Consider the following 19,359-nt stretch of genomic DNA (forward strand, 5'->3'; position numbering starts at 1 on the left):
AATACTCATGGGGGCAGGTCACCCTCTGGTTGAGAATGAAAAATGACGGGGATTCACGAGCCTTGGGACGAAACGCGCGGCGCTGAAATCATCGCCGAACACGCCGGACAGGAGGGCGCGACGCTGGTCATCCTCCATGCCCTGCAAGGGGCCTTCGGCTATGTCCCGGAGGCCGCGATTCCCATGGTCGCGCAGGCGCTCAACCTGTCGCGCGCCGAGGTTCATGGCGTGTTTACCTTCTACCACGATTTCCGCCACAAGCCCGCCGGCCGCCACGTCCTCAAACTCTGCCGCGCTGAGGCATGCCAGGCCGCCGGCGGCGATGCGCTGGCGGCGCGTGCCGAGGCGAGGCTCGGCGTGTCGCTCGGCAGCACCACTGCCGACGATCGCGTCACGCTGGAGCCGATCTACTGCCTCGGCCTCTGCGCGACTGCCCCGTCCGCAATGCTCGATGGCCGCCTCGTCGGCCGGCTCGATGAGAAGCGCCTCGATGCGCTGGTTGCGGAGGCGCAGCGATGAAGATGCGGATCTTTGTTCCCCGCGATGCAGCTGCCGTCGCTGTCGGCGCCGATGATGTGGCCGCGGCGCTCGAGCAGGCCGCCGAGAAGCGCGGCCTTCCAGTCGAGATCGTCAGGACGGGCTCACGCGGGCTGTGTTGGCTGGAGCCGATGGTCGAGGTGGCGACCCTCAAGGGCCGTATCGCGTACGGACCGGTCAGCCCGGAGGATGTCTCCTCCGTGTTCGACTCGATGGCGAGTAACGGAGAGCACCCCCTCCGGCTTGGCATCGCAGACGAGATTCCTTGGCTGAAGCGCCAGACCCGCCTCACCTTCGCGCGCTGCGGCGTGATCGATCCGCGCTCGCTCGCGGACTATCGCGCCCATGGCGGCTACAAGGGCCTCGAACGCGCACTGTCGCTTGGCGCGGATGCGATCCTGGCCGAGGTCGCATCGTCCGGCCTGCGCGGCCGTGGCGGCGCCGGCTTCCCGACCGGCATCAAGTGGAAGACGGTCGCGCAGGCGAACGCCGACCGCAAATTCATCGTCTGTAACGCCGACGAAGGCGATAGCGGCACGTTCGCCGACCGCATGATCATGGAGGGCGATCCCTTCCTGGTGATCGAGGGCATGACCATCGCGGCGATCACCGTCGGCGCCACCAAGGGCTACATCTACATCCGCAGCGAATATCCGCACGCCGTCGAGGCGATGAACGCGGCGATTGCGGCGGCAACGCGCGGCGGCTATCTCGGCACGAACATCGGCGGTTCCACCCAGAGCTTCGATCTCGAAGTGCGCGTCGGTGCAGGCGCCTATGTCTGCGGCGAGGAGACCTCGCTGCTGGAGAGCCTCGAAGGCCGCCGCGGCATCGTGCGCGCAAAGCCGCCGCTGCCGGCCCATCACGGCCTGTTCGGCAAGCCGACCGTCATCAACAACGTGCTGTCGTTCGCCGCCGTTCCCTTCATCCTCTCAGAAGGCGCCAAGGCCTACGCCGATTTCGGCATGGGTCGCTCGCGCGGTACGATGCCGATCCAGCTCGCCGGCAATATCCGCCATGGCGGGCTGTTCGAGACCGCATTCGGCGTCTCGCTCGGCGAGCTCGTCGACGACATCGGCGGCGGCACTTTCACCGGCCGCCCGGTCCGCGCCGTGCAGGTCGGCGGGCCGCTCGGCGCCTACTTCCCCCGCGCGCTGTTCGACACGCCGTTCGACTACGAGGCCTTTGCCGCGCGCGACGGCCTGATCGGCCATGGCGGCATCGTCGTGTTCGACGACAGTGTCGACATGCGCAAGCAGGCGCGATTTGCGATGGAGTTCTGCGCCATCGAATCCTGCGGCAAGTGCACGCCGTGCCGGATCGGTTCGACCCGCGGCGTCGAGACCATCGAGAAGATCATGCGCGGCGAGCGCGTGAGCGAAAACCTCGCGCTCGTCGAGGACCTCTGCAACACCATGAAATTCGGCTCGCTCTGCGCGCTCGGCGGCTTCACGCCCTACCCCGTGCTGAGTGCCCTGAAACATTTCCGGGAAGATTTTGGCCCGGCACCGGCCACGCTTCAGGCCGCGGAATAGGAGAACAACGATGTCTCTGATCGAGGAAATCGACTTCGGCACGCCGCGCTCGAAATCGGAAACGATGGTCACGCTGACCATCGACGGCAAGGAGATCTCGGTGCCCGAGGGCACCTCGATCATGCGCGCGGCGATGGAGGCGGGTCATCAGATCCCGAAGCTATGCGCGACCGACATGGTGGATGCATTCGGCTCCTGCCGCCTCTGTCTCGTGGAGATCGAAGGCCGCGCCGGCACGCCGGCCTCCTGCACTACGCCCGCGATGAACGGCCTCGTCGTGCACACCCAGACCGAGCGGCTGAAGAAGCTGCGCAAGGGCGTGATGGAGCTCTACATCTCCGACCATCCGCTCGACTGCCTCACCTGCGGCGCGAATGGCGATTGCGAGTTGCAGGACATGGCCGGCGCCGTCGGCCTGCGCGACGTGCGCTACGGCTATGAAGGCGAGAACCACGTCTTCGCCAAGTCCAATGGCGACGTGAATCCCGCCTGGCTGCCGAAGGACGAGTCCAATCCCTACTTCACCTACGATCCCTCCAAGTGCATCGTCTGCTCGCGCTGCGTCCGCGCCTGCGAAGAGGTGCAAGGCACCTTTGCGCTGACGATCTCGGGCCGCGGCTTCGAGAGCCGTGTCTCGCCCGGCATGAGCGAAAGCTTCCTCGGCTCCGAATGCGTCTCCTGCGGCGCCTGCGTGCAGGCCTGCCCGACCGCGACGCTGACGGAAAAGTCGGTGATCGAGATCGGCCAGCCCGAGCACTCCGTCGTCACCACCTGCGCCTATTGCGGCGTCGGCTGCGCCTTCAAGGCGGAGATGCGCGGCGAGGAAGTCGTCCGCATGGTGCCGTGGAAGGACGGCAAGGCCAATCGCGGCCATTCCTGCGTCAAGGGCCGCTTCGCCTGGGGCTACACGAACCACAAGGAACGCATCCTCAAGCCGATGATCCGCGAGCGGATCGAGGACCCCTGGCGCGAGGTGTCGTGGGACGAAGCCTTCTCGTTTGCCGCGGCCAGGATGCGCGGCATCCAGACGAAATACGGCCGCGACGCCATCGGCGGTATCACCTCCTCACGCTGCACCAATGAAGAGACCTATCTGGTGCAGAAGCTGATCCGCGCCGGCTTCGGCAACAACAATGTCGACACCTGTGCCCGCGTCTGCCACTCGCCGACCGGCTATGGCCTTGCCACCACCTTCGGCACCTCCGCAGGCACGCAGGATTTCGACTCGGTCGAAGATACCGATGTCGTCGTTGTCATCGGCGCCAACCCGGCCTCCGCCCACCCCGTGTTCGCTTCCCGCCTGAAGAAGCGGCTGCGGCAGGGTGCAAAACTCATCGTGATCGATCCGCGCCGCACCGAGATGGTGGAATCGCCTCACGTGAAGGCGCTGCATCTGCCGCTAATGCCCGGCACCAACGTCGCGGTCATGACGGCGCTGGCGCATGTCATCATCACCGAGGGGCTCGTCAACGAGGCCTTCGTGCGCGAGCGCTGCGACTGGAGCGAGTTCGAGGAATGGGCGGCGTTCGTCGCGCAGCCCAAGAACAGCCCGGAGGCGACCGCCATCCTGACCGGGGTCGATCCCAATGTGCTGCGCGAAGCGGCGCGGACCTACGCCACCGGCGGCAATGGCGCGATCTATTACGGGCTCGGCGTCACCGAGCACAGCCAGGGCTCGACCACGGTGATCGCGATCGCCAATCTCGCGATGGCGACCGGCAATATCGGCCGCCCCGGCGTCGGCGTGAACCCGCTGCGCGGCCAGAACAACGTGCAAGGCTCCTGCGACATGGGCTCGTTCCCGCACGAGCTACCCGGCTATCGCCACATCTCCGGCGACGCCGTGCGCGACCAGTTCGAGGCGATGTGGAACGTCAGGCTCAATCCCGAGCCGGGCCTGCGCATTCCCAACATGTTCGATGCTGCGGTCGAAGGCACCTTCATGGGGATCTACGTGCAGGGCGAGGACATCCTGCAGTCCGATCCCAACACGTCACACGTGGTGGCGGCGCTCTCGGCGATGGAATGCGTCATCGTCCATGACCTCTTCCTCAACGAGACCGCCAACTACGCCCATGTCTTCCTGCCCGGATCGAGCTTCCTCGAGAAGGACGGCACCTTCACCAATGCCGAGCGCCGCATCCAGCGCGTCCGCAAGGTGATGACGCCGAAGAACGGCCTTGCGGATTGGGAGGTCACCATCGGGCTTGCGAAGGCCATGGGCTTCGAGATGAACTACAAACACCCCTCCGAGATCATGGACGAGATCGCGGCGCTGACGCCGACGTTCGCCGGCGTCTCCTACGCAAGGCTCGACGAGCTCGGCTCGGTGCAGTGGCCCTGCAACGAGAAAGCGCCCGAGGGCACGCCGGTGATGCATATCGACGGCTTCGTCCGCGGCAAGGGCAAGTTCGTCGTTACCGAGTATGTCGCGACCGACGAGCGCACCGGACCGCGCTATCCGCTGCTGCTGACCACGGGGCGCATCCTCAGCCAGTACAATGTCGGCGCGCAGACCAGACGCACCGACAACGTGGTCTGGCATGCCGAGGACCGGCTGGAAATCCATCCGCACGACGCCGAGCAGCGCGGCGTGCGTGACGGCGACTGGGTGCGGCTGAAGAGCCGCGCCGGTGAGACCACGCTGCGCGCGGAAATCACCGACCGCGTCGCGCCGGGCGTGGTCTACACCACGTTCCACCATCCGGACACGCAGGCCAACGTGATCACTACCGAATATTCGGACTGGGCGACCAACTGCCCCGAATACAAGGTCACCGCCGTGCAGGTGTCACCGTCCAACGGACCGTCCGACTGGCAGAAGGCCTATGACGCGCAGGCGCGGCATTCGCGCCGTATCGCGCCCGCGGAAGCCGCGGAGTAGGCCGATGCACGTGGCGGTTCAGGCGATCGATCGGGAGAGCTGGCGCGACGGGGCGGCATCCGGCGGGACACGGCTGATCCCGGAGGAGACGCCGATCGCGCTGACCTACAATGGCGGCACCTATGCCGTCATGATGGGGACGCCGCAAAATCTCGAGGACTTCGCCGTCGGCTTCAGCCTGAGCGAAGGCATCGTGAAATCCGCCGACGACATCCAGTCGCTCGAGGTGGTTCGCCTCGATGACGGCATCGAGCTCCGGATGTGGCTGGCCTCGGAAGATGCCGGACGCATGAGCGAGCGGCGGCGCCACATCGCTGGGCCGACCGGCTGCGGCATCTGCGGCATCGAGTCGATTGCGGAAGCGGTGCGCCCCGCCGCAGTCGTGCCGCAGGGGCAAACCTTCACGCCAGAGCAGATCATGTCGGCGATGCAGGGCATTGCTCCGCTGCAAGCGATCAACATGCAGACCCGCGCCGTGCATGCCGCCGCATTCTGGTCCCCTGCCCGCGGCCTCGTCGCACTGCGCGAGGATGTCGGCCGCCATAACGCACTCGACAAGCTTGCAGGCGCGCTGGCGCGCAGCCGCACGGACGCGAGCGGCGGCCTGGTGCTGCTGACGAGCCGCGTTTCCGTGGAGATGGTGCAGAAGACGGCCGCGATCGGCGCGCCGGTGATGGTGGCGGTCTCCGCGCCCACCGCGCTTGCCGTGCGCACCGCGGAAGCCGCCGGCATCACGCTGATTGCCATCGCCCGGCAGGACGGATTTGAAGTGTTCACGCATGGCAGCCGCATAGCGAGCCTTGCCACGGAGGTTGCCGATGTCGCCTGACCGCTTGATCTACATGGCCAACCAGATCGGCAAATTCTTCCAGAGCCAGGGCCATGACAAGGCCGTGCCGGGCATCGCCGAGCACATCAGGAAGTTCTGGGATCCTCGGATGAAGCGCGCGATCTTCGCGCATCTCGACGCCGGTGGCGCAGGGCTGGAGCCTGATGTCCGCCAGGCCATCGCATCGCTGAAAGAGGCTACTGCCCTTCCAACACCGCCCTGAACACGCGCCGCACCTCGCTCTGCGTCTCCTTCACGCGGGCTTCGAGCGATGAGAAATCCGGCGCGTCGCCTGCGCGCGTCATCACCCCTTGCAGGTCGACGCCGGCCGTCTCCGGCTTGAAGCGGTCGCTGACGCAGAGGCGCAGAATCTGGGTCAGATCGTGGTAGAGCCGCGCTGCCGCGCGCAGGATCTCGGCCTCCGAGTGCGCCAGCACGCCGAGCCTTGCAGCGTTCTCCAGCACCTGCATGGTCGAGACATCGAGAATGTCAGGCTTGTCGTGCGCGTGGACGAGCTGGAGATATTGCGCGATGAAGTCGATATCGACCAGGCCGCCGGCGGCATATTTGAGGTCCCAATAGTCGGTCTCGCCCTTCTCCTGCGCGATCGCGCGGCGCATGTCGGCGACGTCGTTGGCAATAGTGACGGGATCGCGCCGCCGCGTCAGCACCTCGCGGATGACCGTCTCGATCCGCGCGCGAAATTCCGGCGAAGCCGAGACGACGCGGGCGCGCGTCAGCGCCATGTGCTCCCAGGTCCAGGCCTCGTGAGCCTGATAGTCGTCGAAGGAGGCGATGCTGGAAGCCACGGGCCCCGCGCGTCCCGACGGACGCAGCCGCATGTCGATCTCGTAGAGCACGCCGTAATTGGTCCGCGTCGTGAAGGCACTGATCAGACGCTGGGTGAAGCGCGCGAAATAATGCGCGCCCTGGAGCGACTTCGGTCCATCTGAATCTGGATTCTCGCCGTCGAAATCATAGAGCAGGATCAGGTCGAGATCGGAGGACGCCGTCATCTCGCGGCTGCCAAGCCGGCCCATGGCGATAATCGCAGTTTCCTGCCGCTTGATCCGGCCATGCTGGGCGGCGAAGCGATCTGCGACCAGTCCATGCACGGTGTGCACGATGCCCTCCGCGACGTCGGCGAAGGCAGTGCTCGCCTGTTGCGCGGAAACCGTTCCCGAAAGGATGCGCGTGCCGATCAGAAACAGGCTCTCCTGCCCGAACAGGCGTAGCCGGTCGAGGAACTCCTCGTAGGAATCCGCATCGCGCACCGTGGCCGCGAGCCGTGCCGACAGTTCCTGCCTGTCAGGCATCGCGCCGAAGAAGCGCGGATCGATCAGCCCGTCCATCAATTGCGGCTGGCGCGCCAGCATCTCGCCGAGCCGGGGCGCCGCGCCCAGCACCAGCGCCACGAGGGCAACGAGATCGCGGTTCTGGCTGAGCAGCGTGATCAGCCGCCCGCCGCGCTGCAGGGCTTGCAGGAAATGATCGAACGCCGCGACCGCGCGGTCCGGCTCCTCGGCATGGGCAAGCCCGTCGATCAGGGCCGGCACGAACTCGACAAAGGCGCTGCGGGTCGCCTCGTTACGGAACACGCGGTAGTCGCCGGTGATCCAGTCAAGCACGGTCTGTGCGACGGCGGCAGGCTTCTTGAAGCCGAGCGTCAACAGCTGCTGCAACAGGCGCGGATCGTCGGGACCCGCACCATAGTCGATCGCCGGCAGCTTGGCCGTACCGGTCGGATCGCCCTCGAACAGTTTTTCGTAGTGACCCTGGACGATGCCGAGCTGACGCAGGAGATCACGCGCAAAGGCCTCACGGCTGGCATAGCCGAAGAACCAGGCCAGGCGCTCCACGGCCTCCTTGTCGTCAGGCAAGGCGTGGGTCTGCTCGTCGGCGATCATCTGGAGACGATGCTCGACCCGGCGCAGGAATTGGTAAGCTTTGGTCAGTTCGTCGCGCGCCTCGAAGGTGATCCAGTTGCTGGCGGCGAGCACGTCGAGCGCAACAAGCGTCGGCCGTACCCGCAACTCCGGATGACGGCCTCCGGCGATCAACTGCTGGGTCTGGGCAAAGAACTCGATCTCGCGAATGCCGCCACGCCCGACCTTCACGTTATGGCCTTCGACCGCGACCTCACTCTGGCCGCGATAGGTCTGCATCTGCCGCTTCATGTCATGGACATCGGCGAGCGCGGCGAAGTCGAGATGCTTGCGCCAGACGAACGGCGCGATGTCGGCAAGCAGCGCCTCGCCAGCCTTCAGGTCGCCGGCACAGGCGCGGGCCTTGATCATGGCCGCACGCTCCCAGGTGCGCCCTTCCCGCTCGTAGTAATGCAGCGCGGCGTCGCGCGAGATCGCCACTTGCGTCGACGACGGATCGGGCCGCAGCCGCAGATCGACGCGGAACACGTAGCCGTCATAGGTGCGCTGTTGCAGCAGGCGCGCAAGCCCCTGCGTCACCCGCACGAAGAACGGCTGCGGCTCGATATCGGGCGCAAGCGTCGTCGCGTCGGGATCGAAGAACACGATCAGGTCGATGTCGCTGGAATAGTTCAGCTCACCCGCGCCCATCTTGCCCATCGCCAGCACGATCAGGCCGCAGCCTTCTTCCGGAGCTTCCGGATTGGCCGACAACAGCTTGCCGCGTGCGGCGTCCTGCCGCAGCAGGAACCGGAGCGCCGTCTGGACCGAGGACACCGCGACATCGGTCAATGCCGCCGTCACCCGCATCACCGGCCAAACGCCGCCGATGTCGCAGAGCGCGATCAGCAGCGCGGCCTCCGATTTCATGCGGCGGAGTAGTCGCATCACCTCGGCTTCCTCGGTGGCGGCGAGCACGGCGCGCCTAGCGTCGTCGATCAGCGATGCCAGATGTGCATCGGGATCGCAGCCAAGCAGCCGGATCAATCGCGCCGGATCGCTGCGGATCAGGTCGAACAGATAGGGTGAGAATTCCGCTAGGCCGGCCAGGATCGGACGAACGAAGGGATGATCGAGCAGCGCCGCGATCGCAGCCGCCTGCTGCGGCTCGAGCTCCGCGAGCCAGTCACGAAGACGTTGTTCGGCGGTGGTGGAAGCGGCAACATGCGGGCCTTCCGCGAAGCGTGCGGCCAGATTCCCACCATGCTTGTCCGCGTTTCCCGGCGCGGAGAGATTCATGCCACCTTCTGTGACACATCCGGTATTGGGGGAGCAACCCTGTCGCTGGCCCCAGTGCGCGCGGGCAGGACGAGCGTGGCGATGAGGCCGGGATGAGCATCGCCCAACTTCAGCTCACCGCCATGCAGCGTTGCAACCGCGGCGGCAAGGCTGAGGCCCAGGCCCGAGCCCGGCAGCGTCCGGCTCGCCTCGAGCCGCACAAAACGCTCCACGGCATGCTTGCGATCGCCTTCCGGAATTCCGGGGCCGCGATCGGTGACGCTGAGCAGCACATGATCGCCTTCGCGCCTTGCCTCGATGAGGATCTGGCGGCTGTCCATGCTGACCACGGTTCCAGCGGACTGCGCGACCGGCTTGCCATATTTGATCGCGTTCTCGACCAGATTGGCGAGCGCCTGACTGATCAGCTCGCGGTTGCCGTGGACCGGCGTCGGCTCGGCCTTCACCTTCAACGTCATGCCGTCGTCCTCGGCCAGCGGCTCGTAGAGCTCGTGGATGCCGCCCGCGACGTCGGAGGCGTCGAAATCGTCCATGTTGCCGCGCGCCTGGCCGGATTCGGCGCGGGCGATCATCAACAGCGCATTGAAGGTGCGGATCAGCCCGTCCGATTCCTCGATGGTCCGTTCCAGTGCCGCGCGATATTCGGCCTCACTGCCCGATTTCGCCAGCGCCTCCTCGGCGCGGTTGCGCAGGCGCGTCAGCGGCGTCTTGAGATCGTGGGCGATGTTGTCGGAAACCTCCTTTAGCCCGGCCATCAGCGCCTCGATGCGCTCCAGCATGGCATTGAGGTTCTCCGCGAGCCGGTCGAGCTCGTCGCCGCTGCGCCCCACCGGCAGGCGCTCGCTGAGATCGCCGGTCATGATGCGATGCGCCGTGCCGCTCATCGCATCGATGCGCGTGAGCACGCGGCGGGCGACGAAGATTCCGCCGCCGAGGCCGAGCACGACGACGATCAGGATCGACCATTGCGCGGCCTTGGCGACGATGCCGAACAGGCGCCGCCGCTCGGCGAGGTCGCGGCCGATCAGAAGGCGGAAGCCGTTTTCCAGTTCGGTGACGCGCACGAGTGCGCGATGGTCGCGATCATCCGCATCCTCAATGCGCCGGTAGGCGGTCTCCGACCAGCCACGCGTCGCCATCACGCCCGGTGCCAGCGAGCCGACATTGCCGGCAATCGCCTGCCCCGTCGGCGTGGTCACGAGGTAGAGGTTGGCGCCCGGACGCAGCGCCCGGTATTCGATCGCAAGGACCAGGCCGCGCATGCCGCGGCGACCGTAGATCTCGTTGATCTCCGAAGTCTCCGCATTCACCGTCTGGGTAATCTCTTCGGTGATCAGCCGCCGCGTATTCCAGGCGAAATAGCCGAGCAGCGATGCGGCAAACACCGCAAACAGAAACAGGTAGACCAGCGTCAGCCGGAACGCCGTGGTGCGGATCAGCTTACCGAATGCCGTCACGGATCATGTACCCCGCGCCGCGGATCGTGTGCAGCAGCGGCCGATCGAAGCCCTTGTCGATCTTGGAGCGCAGCCGCGAGATGTGTACATCGATCACGTTGGTTTGCGGATCGAAATGATAGTCCCAGACATTCTCCAGGAGCATGGTGCGCGTCACCACCTGTCCCGCATGCTTCATCAGATATTCGAGCAGCCGGAACTCGCGCGGCTGGAGCGTCAGCTCGTCCTTGCCGCGGGCGACGCGATGGGAGAGCCGGTCGAGCTCGAGATCGCCGACGCGATAGACCGTGTCCTCGGCGGGACCGCCGCGACGGCGCGACAGCACCTCGACGCGCGCGAGCAGCTCGGCGAACGAATACGGTTTCGGCAGATAGTCATCGCCACCCGCACGCAGGCCCTTGATGCGGTCGTCGACCTGGCCGAGCGCTGAGAGAATCAGCACTGGCGACGAATCGCCCTTTTCGCGCAGGGCGCCGATCAGCGACAGGCCGTCGCGCTTGGGCAGCATGCGGTCGACCACCAGCACGTCGTAGTCGCCGCTCTCGGCCATGGAGAGACCTTCCTCGCCGTCAGAGGCGTGGTCGGCGATGTGACCGACTTCGCGAAACGCCTTGACGAGATAATCGGCGGATTCGCGGTCGTCTTCGATGATGAGGAGGCGCATCGTGCGGTCGGCGGCGGTCAAGGAGGTCAGCCCTTCTGTCAACATGGCGCGGTCGGCAATCGCATGCAAGCGGAGCGGAAGATTCTCGAACCGGGAAAAGAGCGGGCGGTGAAGCTGGGGGACCTCACCGCCCTTAGGCCCTTCCGACAGAGGGGGGCGTATTCCACCGGAAGGTAGGATGGGGAAGCGGAGTTGCTCCGCCCCCCGGAAGGGGGCCCGCGGCGGGGGCGACTAATGCCGACGGCTCCCTTCATCTCAAAAGCCTCCTGATCCTCAGCCCTTGGCGAGGGGGACTGCGACGAAGCGCGACTGGCCGCCGCTCTTCACGCGCATCAGAACGCTGTTCTTGTTGTCGGTGCGCGCCGCGTTGATGGCGTCACGCACGTCGCCGGCGGTGCTCACGCTCTTGCCGGCGACCTCGAGAATCACGTCGCCTTCCTTGAAGCCGCGCTCGGCCGCGGCGCTCTTCGGATCGACCTCGGTGACCACGACGCCGTCCTTGCCGGCGCCGGCCACGCTGTTGGCCGGGGCAACCGTCATGCCGAGCTTCGGCACGTCGGTGCCCTTGCTCGGCGCCTTGCTGTTGTCGTTGTCAGTGTCGGCCTTGGCCTCGACCGTGTTCGGCAACTGGCCGAGGGTGAGGTTCACGACCTTGTCCTGGCCCTTGTGCAGCACGTTGAGCTTCACGGTCGCACCGGGCGCCATGCCGCCGATGGTGCGGGCAAGCTCACGGGCGTCCTTGACCGACTCGCCGTTGACCGAGGTGATGACGTCGCCGGACTCGATGCCGGCTTTCGCCGCCGGGCCGTTGGCCTGCGGCTCCGCCACCAGCGCGCCTTCGGCCTTCTTCATGCCGAGGCTGTCGGCGATGTCCGAGGTCACGGGCTGGATCTGCACGCCGATCCAGCCGCGGCTGACCGAGCCCTTGTCTTTGAGCTGGGCGACCACGCTCTTCACGGTCGCGGCCGGAATCGAGAACGCGATACCGACGCTGCCGCCGGAGGGCGAGTAGATCGCGGTGTTGACGCCCATCACCTCGCCGTCGGTGTTGAAGGCCGGACCGCCGGAGTTGCCCTTGTTCACGGGCGCGTCGATCTGGATGAAATCGTCATACGGACCGTTGCCGATGTCGCGGCCGCTGGCCGAGACGATGCCGGCAGTCACGGTGCCACCGAGGCCGAAGGGATTGCCGACCGCGAGCACCCAGTCACCGATCCGCGGCTTGCCGTCGGACAGCTTCGCGAAGGAAAAGTTCGAGCCGCCCTCGACCTTGATCAAGGCGAGGTCGGTGCGCTGGTCGGTGCCGATCACCTTGGCGCTGTAGGTCTTGCCGTCGTCGGTCGTCACCTCGACCTTGTCGGCGCCGTCGACCACGTGGTTGTTGGTCACGGCAAAGCCGTCGGCCGAGATGAAGAAGCCCGAGCCCTGGCCGGTGACGGCACGCCCGCCGCCGCGCGGTCCGCGCATGCCCGGGATCCCGTCCTGCCCGCCGAAGCGGCGGAAGAAGCGCTCCATCGGCGAGCCCGGCTGGAACGGCGAATCATCGCCGTCGTCGTTGCTCGCGGTCTTCTCCTTGATGTTGACCTTCACCGAGATCACCGAGGGCTTCACCCGCTCGACGATGTCGGCAAATCCGATCGGACGTTCGACCTTCTTGACCTCGTTGTTGACCTGCGCATGCGCCGGGCTCGAGAACAGGTCGGACGGCGACGTCGACGGGCTGAAGCCATAGACAGCAACGCCCAGGCCGGCGACCACCGAGGCCATCAGCGCGAGTTTACGGGCAACGAGCAGCGACCGGCGGGGCTGCCGGTACGATGGGAGGGACGAGAGGTCGGGACGTTCGGTCATGCAGGGATCTCCGGGGCCTTGAATTCTTTTTTGACGCTGCTTGGACAGCGCCTTACGGCCCTGAACATGGGGATTGGCGCCTTACGGCGCGCTGGCGGCGGGGTTAAACTTTTGTAATGAAGCCGCAAATGCCTGCGGCAGTTTAACGCAGGCCAAAAATCATGATTTCACAGAGACTTAAGGAAGTTCCGCGAACGGTGCAGATGCTTCCTTCTTGCTCAATTGAGGAAGCGCAACCGGTTAGCCCGATTTCGCTTCGTCCGACATCAATGCGGACAGTCTCGCCTCCTCGTCGGGCGTAAGCGGCGGGGGCACGTCAGCGCTGCCGCGCGCGCGGCGACGCATCTGAAACCAGAGGCCCAAACCGCCCGCGCCCAGCGCGAGCGGCGTGAGCAGCCACAGCAGCAAAGTCTGTCGTTCGAAGCGCGGTTTCAGGAGGACAAACTCGCCATAGCGCGCCACCAGGAAATCGATCACCTGGGAATTGCTGTCGCCTGCCGCGATCCGTTCGCGCACCAGCAGGCGCAGGTCGCGCGCGAGCGGCGCTTCGGAATCGTCGATCGACTGGTTCTGGCAGACCATGCAGCGGAGCTCGCGCGACAATTCGCGCGCCCGCGCCTCTTTCGCCGGGTCGGCCATGATCTCGTCAGGCTGCACGGCATAGGCCGCCGGCAGCCCCAGAAGTGCCAGCGCAAGGATCGCTGTGATCATCCGGCGCATCGGATCACTCCGCCGGCTGCAAGCGCTGCTGCGCGCGCGCCGGTTTTGGTGCGCCAACGCGCAAGCGGCGGTCAGACAGCGACAGCACGCCGCCGAACGCCATGAGCACCGGCCCCCACCAGATCAGCAGCACCAGCGGCTTGTGATAGATGCGCACCGCGATCGCGCCTTCGGCGGTGACATCGCCGAGGGAGATATAGAGCTGGCTCGCGCCGCGGGTGAGAAGCGCAGCTTCAGTGGTCGAGGAACTGCGCGTGGTGAAGCTGCGCTTCGACGGCGTCATCACGCTGAGCGCCTCGCCGTCGCGACTGACGTCGAACCGCGCGATCATCTCGCGGAAGTTCGGGCCCTGCCGCTGGAACAGCCCATCGAGCTTCAGCTCGTAACCGGCGACCTTGGCGACATCGTCCGGCTTCATGGTGCCGATATATTCGCTGTTCCAGGTGGTCTCGCAGACGATGCCGATCAGCGCGATGCCGAGGCCGGCATGCGCAAAGGCCGTGCCCCAGACCGAGCGCGGCAATCCGCGCGCACGCCGCAGCGCCGTTCCGAGCGGCACGCGGAACATGCCGACGCGTTCGACGAGGTCGGTCACCGCGCCGAGGATGACGAACACCGCGAGCGCGATGGCCGGAGGCGCAAGCGCGCTGCCGCCATGCGCCCAGGCCCAGACCAGCGCCAGCGCCAGCAGCGCGAGGATGCCGGCAGCCAGCAGACGCTGTGCGGCACCGAGCAGGTCGCCACGCTTCCACGCCAGCATCGGGCCAAAGGGAACGGCGATCAGCAGCGGTACGAACAGCGGCCCGAAGGTGAGATTGAAGAACGGCGCGCCGACCGAGATCTTTTCGCCGCTCAGAACTTCCAGCCCGAGCGGATAGAGCGTTCCGACCAGCACCGACGCACAGGCCGTGGTGAGGAAGAGGTTGTTCAGCACCAGCGCGCCCTCGCGCGAGATCGGCGCGAACAGCCCGCCCTGCTTCAGCGACGACACGCGGGCAGCGTAGAGGCTGAGACTGCCGCCGATGAAGACGCAGAGGATCAGCAGGATGAAGACGCCGCGGGTGGGATCGCTGGCGAAGGCGTGAACGGATGTGAGCACGCCCGAACGCACCAGGAAGGTTCCGAGCAGCGACAGCGAGAAGGTCAGGATCGAGAGCAGAACGGTCCAGACCTTGAGCGCGTTGCGCTTCTCCATCACCAGCGCCGAATGCAATAGCGCGGTGCCGGCGAGCCAGGGCATCAGCGAGGCGTTTTCGACCGGATCCCAGAACCACCAGCCGCCCCAGCCGAGTTCGTAATAGGCCCAGTAGGAGCCCATGGCGATGCCGAGCGTCAGGAAGATCCAGGCGACAAGCGTCCACGGCCGTACCCAGCGCGCCCAGGCTGCGTCGATGCGACCTTCGATCAGCGCCGCGACCGCAAACGAGAACGAGATCGAGAAGCCGACATAACCGAGATAGAGCATCGGCGGATGCACGGCGAGGCCGACGTCCTGGAGCACCGGATTGAGGTCGCGTCCCTCGATCGGCGGATTGGCGATGCGCAGGAACGGGTTCGAGGTGATCAGGATGAAGAGATAGAAGGCGCTCGCGACCCAGGCCTGCACGGCGAGCACATGGGCGCGCAGCGACAGCGGCAGGTTGTTGCCGAAGGCGGCGACGAGCCCGCCGAACAGCGCCAGGATCGACACCCAGAGGAGCATCGAGCCTTCATGGTTTCCCCACACGCCGGTGATCTTGTAGATCAGCGGCTTCATCGAGTGAGAATTCTCGTAGACGTTGGCGACGGAGAAATCCGAGGTGACGTGCAAGGTGACGAGCGCGACGAAGGACGCGCCGACGAACAGCAATTGCGCCAGCGCGGTGGAGCGCGCGACGTTCATCAGCGCGGGGTCGCGCAGCCGCGCGCCGATCAGCGGCACGAAGGACTGGATCAGCGCGAGACCAAGCGCCAGCACCAGGGCGTAGTGTCCGGATTCCGCGATCACCGCACCGCTCCCTGCGGATTGCCCTGCGCAGTCGTCGCCGCCGGCTTGACGCCATCAGAAGTTTTGGCGCCGTAATCGTCCTTCCAGTGCCCCTGCTTCTTCAGGGCATCGGCAACGTCCTTGGGCATATAAGTCTCGTCATGCTTGGCAAGCACCGTGTCGGCCTTGAATACGCCGCTCGCGTCAAGCGCGCCTTCGGCGACGACGCCCTGCCCTTCGCGGAACAGATCGGGCAGGATGCCCTTGTAGGCGACCGGCAGCTTGGCGCTGCCGTCGGCGACTTCGAAGGTCACCGCGAGATTGTCGCCGCGCTGCAGCGAGCCCGGCTGCACCAGGCCGCCGAGGCGAAACCGCTTGCCCGGTGCGATGTGCTTCTCCGCGACCATGGTCGGGGTCGAGAAGAACACGATGGAATCGCGCAGCGCGTTCAGCACCAGTGCTGCGGCGAGCGCGAGCACGGCGAGCGATCCGCCGATGATGGTCATACGTCGCTGCTTGCGCGTCATGGCTGGTCTCTTTCCGCCCTTCCTGCGATCGTCATCCGTCGAGCCCAAGATTCTTCAGACCTTCATTGAGCTGGCGCAGCCGTTCGGCGTCGTTGGCCACCGCCTCGCGGGCATCGCCGAGCGCGCCCCTCGCCTTGTCGCGCTCACCCATCACGACGTAGGCGCGCACCAGGCGCAGCCAGCCGTCGACGTCATCGCCGTTCTGCTTGAGCCGGTTGGCGAGCCGCTCGACCATGCCGCGGATCATCGCGCCGCGGTCGCCTTCGCTCATGTCCTTGGCCGCTGCGATCGTGTCATCCGAAAGCGCCGGCGCTGCGCTGCCGCCGCCGACCCGCGCCAGCGAGGATTGCACGAGCGCACGCCACGGCGCGTCCGGCGGCGCTTTCGCAAGCACCCCGCGCCAGATCGCGGCCGCGTCATCCTTGCGGCCGTCCTGCTCGGCGGCGAGACCGAGAAAATAGTTCGCCTTCGGCTCCTCTGCATTGAGCGTACGCGCGCGCTCAAACTCCGCCTTGGCTTCGGCCGTCACGACGCCGCCGGCGGCAGCCAAAAGCGCCTCGCCGAGATCGGATCTTCGCTCCGCGCTTTCGCCATTGTAGTTGAGCGAATTGCGATAGGCGCGCACCGCTTCATCATAGCGGCCGAGCCGCTCCAAAACCGGCGCCAACACGTTCCATCCGCGACCATCGGTCGGATTCTTCTCGAGGTGCTGCTCGACCTGCGCCACCATGGTCTCGAGCGACTGCTGCATGCCTGGGGCACGATCGCGCTGCGCCAGCGGAAAGTCGTGCAGCCTCGGCGAGCCGAGCGGGACGTAGACGAGGATCGCGACCAGCGGCAGGCCGACCAGCGCCAGCACGGCCGCCGCGCGGCGCCATTTCAGGTTCGACGTGTTCGGGCTCGACCGGCCGCCGAGCGCAGGCTCGCTGCCGTCCGGCGCGGACTCGCTGCCGGCCGCAGCCAGCAACCGGCGCCCGATCTCGATCCGCGCAGCCTCCGCTTCCGGCGCCGCGATCAAGCCTGCGGCAAGATCACGCTCGATCTCGGCAAGCTGATCCTTGTAGACGGCGACCTCGCTGCCTCCGCTCTGCCCGCGGCCGGCACGGCCGAGCGGCCAGAGCACAGCGAAAATCGCCGCGACCGTCATCAGCGCGAACACGAACCATAGCGTCATCGGGCAAGCTTCCGGCAGCGCGTCGTCCCGCGCCTCTCAGGTGGCTTTACACCACGCTCAAGCGGGGCGGCAATTGACAATTGTCAATTTGGTGCGACCGAAGTGGGGTCGAAACCGAGACAATCCAACGGCTTAGGCGACCTCGAAATCCGCGCTCTGCGCCGCGTCCTCGCCGTGCCCGTTCAGCGCCTTCAGGAAATAGGTTCCCGGCCCGACCGTTTCCGGCAGCCTGATCCGCAATGCGCCGACGGGAACGGGAGAGGCAATCGTTGTGACCGGATCCGGCAATTGCCGGCCACTCGCCTTCTCGACCAGCACTATCTTCGCCCTGACCATCATTCTGCGATAGGTCGCCGAAATCACGCGGTTCTCGATTTCCACGAAGCTGATGACGGGTTTCATGCGCCTACAAACAGAAATTCCGACGAGTTGCGCGCCGACCGTACGGTCCGTCGCTGGCTTCGTCAACCACAAATTGTAGCTAGGCTCTGATACGCCCAGACTTACCCGGCGCGCTGGGATTTGCGCTCGCCAGTCAGCGCGCTTTCGGCCGCCCGGCTCATCAACGAGGCGTAGTCGTCGCCGAACAGCACTTCGCAGAAACGGATGGCAGCGGCCATCTGCTGCTGACGATAGGCCCGGACCTTGTGGTCGGCGGCGCGCAGTGACTGCACCAGGGACTCCGTCGACCGCTCCACATATTGCTGGAGGTCCGAATAGGTGCGCAGCGTCACCTCGTTGATCGCGAGCTCACTGGCATAGTTGCGGCAGGTCGCGACGAAGTCGATCAGCGCGGCGGTTTCCTCGACCTCGGTGCTGTCGACGCGGGCGCCCGGCGGAATGTCCTTTTCCGCGCGCTGGCGCAGGATGCGGCGCACACGGCCCGGCACGCTGTCGATCTCCGATTGCAGGGCGTTGGAGATATCGGCACGGATCGAGGTAAGCTGCTTGCCCCAGGCGGAATCGTTGCGCAGATCGAGTTCGGTGCGCAATCCGCGCACGCCGTCATGCAGCGCCTTGAGGTTCTCGGCGATGTTGTCGAAGCGGCCGCGCTTGATGTCCAGCCGCAGCATGGCGGCCAGACAGGACAGGTCATGCAGGGCCATCGTGACCGCCACGCCGAACGGCGTCGCGGCGACGCGGATCTCGTCGTCAGAGGCCGCCATCTTGATGGCGAGGCGGATGACCTGCCAGGGCGCCGTCAGCCGCTGGATCACCATCGACAGCGCAAACGGCAGCATCTGTGGCGTCTGGAGGACGGGAACGTTGAGCGCGGCCATCACCGCCGCGATCTGGGAATCGCCGAAGGCACGCAGGAAGCGCGGCAGCTTCTCATTGAGGTTCGCGATGGCCTCGCGAACCCCGAGCACGGCACCGACCGAGTAGAGGTCCTCGATGACGTTGGGCGGGCCAACGCGGGCAAGCACGCGCGACTTGTCGCCGCCGCCAGGCCCCGTCAACTGAAAGATCGCATCGGCCGCGACTGCCTGGATCTTCACGGCCAGAGCCTCTCCGCTGTCGCCGGCAGGCAGCCGGGAAAGCGCGGCGTCGATCTCACCCACCTTGGCAGAGGCACCATCGCGACCGAGCCACTGCCAGATCGGGAGCAGCGAGGAGCGGCGGATCTGCCCGAGACGGATCGGTATGCCGGCCTCGACGAGGAACGGTTCCAGCGGCTGGTAGAGTAGCCGCGACAGATCCTCCGTGCGCGGCGCGGCGTCTTCGTCGACCTCGCCCTTGCGCACGATCTTGCGCAGCTGCTCAAGCACGAGGGTGGCAACGGCCGTGTCCTGGCCGCGCTCCAGCGCGCGCTCGAACTCACGCATCAGCAGCGCCTGCGACTGCGGCGGGAGCTGCGCGAGATAGTCTCTCAGCCGCTCGATCGATGTCTGGCTCATGCGCCTGGTATGCACGGTGGTGTGGCGGACGAGGGATGCGTCCGGGCGCGATCATAGGAGGTGGCGCGTTAAGAAGGCGTTTAGGAAGTTGCCCAGCGGTGTTGCGTTTTGTGTCGAACCCGCCTTTCCGAAACGGAAAAAGGCGCGCGGGAA

The 19,359-nt window shown here is 66.2% G+C and carries 15 protein-coding genes; 5 read left to right on the top strand and 10 right to left on the bottom strand.

What is annotated here, in order from left to right; genetic code table 11:
- Window positions 1–42 precede the first annotated feature (42 nt).
- From YUU_RS0104300 to YUU_RS0104320, 5 genes are read left to right on the top strand one after another with little or no spacing between them, the layout of a single operon-like run.
- Window positions 43–519, top strand: coding sequence for a formate dehydrogenase subunit gamma (locus YUU_RS0104300; RefSeq protein ID WP_027521258.1), 477 nt, complete (start codon window positions 43–45; stop codon window positions 517–519).
- Window positions 516–2,072: an NADH-quinone oxidoreductase subunit NuoF gene (locus YUU_RS0104305; RefSeq protein ID WP_027521259.1), complete on the top strand. Its 1,557-nt coding sequence runs from the start codon at window positions 516–518 to the stop codon at window positions 2,070–2,072. Before YUU_RS0104300 ends, YUU_RS0104305 begins: the two co-directional genes overlap by 4 nt.
- A 10-nt stretch (window positions 2,073–2,082) precedes the next feature.
- Complete coding sequence (fdhF, locus tag YUU_RS0104310; RefSeq protein WP_027521260.1) at window positions 2,083–4,956, top strand: formate dehydrogenase subunit alpha; 2,874 nt, start codon at window positions 2,083–2,085, stop codon at window positions 4,954–4,956.
- A gap of 4 nt (window positions 4,957–4,960) precedes the next feature.
- Complete coding sequence (gene fdhD, locus YUU_RS0104315; RefSeq protein WP_027521261.1) at window positions 4,961–5,785, top strand: formate dehydrogenase accessory sulfurtransferase FdhD; 825 nt, start codon at window positions 4,961–4,963, stop codon at window positions 5,783–5,785.
- On the top strand, window positions 5,775–6,008 hold the full coding sequence (locus tag YUU_RS0104320) for a formate dehydrogenase subunit delta (protein WP_027521262.1): 234 nt from the start codon (window positions 5,775–5,777) through the stop codon (window positions 6,006–6,008). Before fdhD ends, YUU_RS0104320 begins: the two co-directional genes overlap by 11 nt.
- Here YUU_RS0104320 and YUU_RS0104325 read toward each other — a convergent pair.
- From YUU_RS0104325 to YUU_RS0104375, 10 genes are all read right to left on the bottom strand, one after another.
- Window positions 5,983–8,949 (bottom strand): bifunctional [glutamine synthetase] adenylyltransferase/[glutamine synthetase]-adenylyl-L-tyrosine phosphorylase, encoded by a 2,967-nt coding sequence (locus YUU_RS0104325; RefSeq protein WP_027521263.1) that lies wholly within the window; start codon window positions 8,947–8,949, stop codon window positions 5,983–5,985. The genes YUU_RS0104320 and YUU_RS0104325 overlap by 26 nt on opposite strands.
- The gene (locus YUU_RS0104330; protein WP_027521264.1) at window positions 8,946–10,406 is read right to left on the bottom strand and encodes an ATP-binding protein; all 1,461 of its coding nucleotides are present in this window, start codon (window positions 10,404–10,406) and stop codon (window positions 8,946–8,948) included. Before YUU_RS0104330 ends, YUU_RS0104325 begins: the two co-directional genes overlap by 4 nt.
- Window positions 10,390–11,070, bottom strand: a complete 681-nt coding sequence (locus tag YUU_RS0104335; protein WP_035661216.1) for a response regulator transcription factor — start codon at window positions 11,068–11,070, stop codon at window positions 10,390–10,392. The genes YUU_RS0104330 and YUU_RS0104335 overlap by 17 nt, the downstream gene beginning before the upstream one ends.
- A 273-nt stretch (window positions 11,071–11,343) precedes the next feature.
- Window positions 11,344–12,921: a Do family serine endopeptidase gene (locus YUU_RS0104345; protein ID WP_027521266.1), complete on the bottom strand. Its 1,578-nt coding sequence runs from the start codon at window positions 12,919–12,921 to the stop codon at window positions 11,344–11,346.
- Between the two features lie 240 nt (window positions 12,922–13,161).
- Window positions 13,162–13,641: a cytochrome c-type biogenesis protein gene (locus YUU_RS0104350; protein WP_027521267.1), complete on the bottom strand. Its 480-nt coding sequence runs from the start codon at window positions 13,639–13,641 to the stop codon at window positions 13,162–13,164.
- A gap of 4 nt (window positions 13,642–13,645) precedes the next feature.
- Window positions 13,646–15,628: a heme lyase CcmF/NrfE family subunit gene (locus tag YUU_RS0104355; protein ID WP_027521268.1), complete on the bottom strand. Its 1,983-nt coding sequence runs from the start codon at window positions 15,626–15,628 to the stop codon at window positions 13,646–13,648.
- On the bottom strand, window positions 15,625–16,134 hold the full coding sequence (ccmE, locus tag YUU_RS0104360) for a cytochrome c maturation protein CcmE (protein ID WP_027521269.1): 510 nt from the start codon (window positions 16,132–16,134) through the stop codon (window positions 15,625–15,627). Before ccmE ends, YUU_RS0104355 begins: the two co-directional genes overlap by 4 nt.
- Before the next feature lie 31 nt (window positions 16,135–16,165).
- On the bottom strand, window positions 16,166–17,308 hold the full coding sequence (ccmI, locus tag YUU_RS0104365; RefSeq protein ID WP_027521270.1) for a c-type cytochrome biogenesis protein CcmI: 1,143 nt from the start codon (window positions 17,306–17,308) through the stop codon (window positions 16,166–16,168).
- Window positions 17,309–17,440: 132 nt separating this feature from the next.
- The gene (locus YUU_RS0104370; RefSeq protein WP_027521271.1) at window positions 17,441–17,710 is read right to left on the bottom strand and encodes a hypothetical protein; all 270 of its coding nucleotides are present in this window, start codon (window positions 17,708–17,710) and stop codon (window positions 17,441–17,443) included.
- A gap of 101 nt (window positions 17,711–17,811) precedes the next feature.
- A complete protein-coding gene (locus YUU_RS0104375; protein ID WP_027521272.1) occupies window positions 17,812–19,206 on the bottom strand; it encodes a hypothetical protein in 1,395 nt (464 codons plus the stop codon).
- Window positions 19,207–19,359 lie beyond the last annotated feature (153 nt).

This window comes from Bradyrhizobium sp. Ec3.3 (genome assembly GCF_000472925.1).
Classification (GTDB): Bacteria; Pseudomonadota; Alphaproteobacteria; order Rhizobiales; family Xanthobacteraceae; genus Bradyrhizobium.

Bases quoted from the DNA above. Each gene is read 5' to 3' on its own strand.
- YUU_RS0104325 (WP_027521263.1), bottom strand. From the start codon at position 8,949: ATGAATCTCTCCGCGCCGGGAAACGCGGACAAGCATGGTGGGAATCTG.
- YUU_RS0104350 (WP_027521267.1), bottom strand. From the start codon at position 13,641: ATGCGCCGGATGATCACAGCGATCCTTGCGCTGGCACTTCTGGGGCTG.
- YUU_RS0104300 (WP_027521258.1), top strand. From the start codon at position 43: ATGACGGGGATTCACGAGCCTTGGGACGAAACGCGCGGCGCTGAAATC.
- YUU_RS0104345 (WP_027521266.1), bottom strand. From the start codon at position 12,921: ATGACCGAACGTCCCGACCTCTCGTCCCTCCCATCGTACCGGCAGCCC.
- fdhF (WP_027521260.1), top strand. From the start codon at position 2,083: ATGTCTCTGATCGAGGAAATCGACTTCGGCACGCCGCGCTCGAAATCG.
- YUU_RS0104370 (WP_027521271.1), bottom strand. From the start codon at position 17,710: ATGAAACCCGTCATCAGCTTCGTGGAAATCGAGAACCGCGTGATTTCG.
- YUU_RS0104320 (WP_027521262.1), top strand. From the start codon at position 5,775: ATGTCGCCTGACCGCTTGATCTACATGGCCAACCAGATCGGCAAATTC.
- ccmE (WP_027521269.1), bottom strand. From the start codon at position 16,134: ATGACGCGCAAGCAGCGACGTATGACCATCATCGGCGGATCGCTCGCC.
- YUU_RS0104335 (WP_035661216.1), bottom strand. From the start codon at position 11,070: ATGCGCCTCCTCATCATCGAAGACGACCGCGAATCCGCCGATTATCTC.
- YUU_RS0104375 (WP_027521272.1), bottom strand. From the start codon at position 19,206: ATGAGCCAGACATCGATCGAGCGGCTGAGAGACTATCTCGCGCAGCTC.
- fdhD (WP_027521261.1), top strand. From the start codon at position 4,961: ATGCACGTGGCGGTTCAGGCGATCGATCGGGAGAGCTGGCGCGACGGG.
- ccmI (WP_027521270.1), bottom strand. From the start codon at position 17,308: ATGACGCTATGGTTCGTGTTCGCGCTGATGACGGTCGCGGCGATTTTC.
- YUU_RS0104305 (WP_027521259.1), top strand. From the start codon at position 516: ATGAAGATGCGGATCTTTGTTCCCCGCGATGCAGCTGCCGTCGCTGTC.